The 409-nt window shown below is 65.5% G+C and carries 1 protein-coding gene; it reads right to left on the bottom strand.

Annotated features, from left to right (window positions below; all coding sequences use genetic code 11):
• Positions 1 to 409, bottom strand: a 409-nt coding sequence (locus K0H49_RS27915; RefSeq protein ID WP_257625256.1) for a tripartite tricarboxylate transporter substrate-binding protein, incomplete at both ends; no start/stop codon positions are given.

Raw genomic sequence — 409 nt, 5'->3', positions numbered from 1 at the left:
CGCGACTTCCGCCTGCACGAACTTCTTGTGCTCGGCCGGCTCCACGCGCTTGTCCGTCACCACCACCGCACCCAGGCCCTCTTCCTTCTTGATGAAGTCCGGGTCCTTCAGCGCCACCTTGACCGCGTCGTTGAGCTTCTTGAGTACCGCCGGCGGCGTGCCCTTGGGCGCGTACAGCCCGTGCCAGATCGTGACCTGGAAGTTCTTCATGCCCGACTCGTCCAGCGTCGGGATGTCCTTGAGCGCCGGCGTCGTCAGCCGCTTGAGCGTGGTCACCGCGTACGGCTTGACCTTCTTCGCCTCGATCTGGCTCGTGGTGTTGGTGGTCTGGTCGCACAGCAGGTCGATCTGGCCGCCCAGCAGGTCGGCGATCGCCGGCGCCGTGCCCTTGTACGGCACGGTGGTCATT

Origin of the sequence: Variovorax boronicumulans (genome assembly GCF_019352895.1) — a bacterium.
In the GTDB taxonomy this organism is placed as follows: domain Bacteria; phylum Pseudomonadota; class Gammaproteobacteria; order Burkholderiales; family Burkholderiaceae_C; genus Variovorax; species Variovorax boronicumulans_A.
The sequence above is the reverse complement of the archived record's forward strand: the minus strand, read 5'-3'. Positions and strand labels throughout refer to the sequence as shown.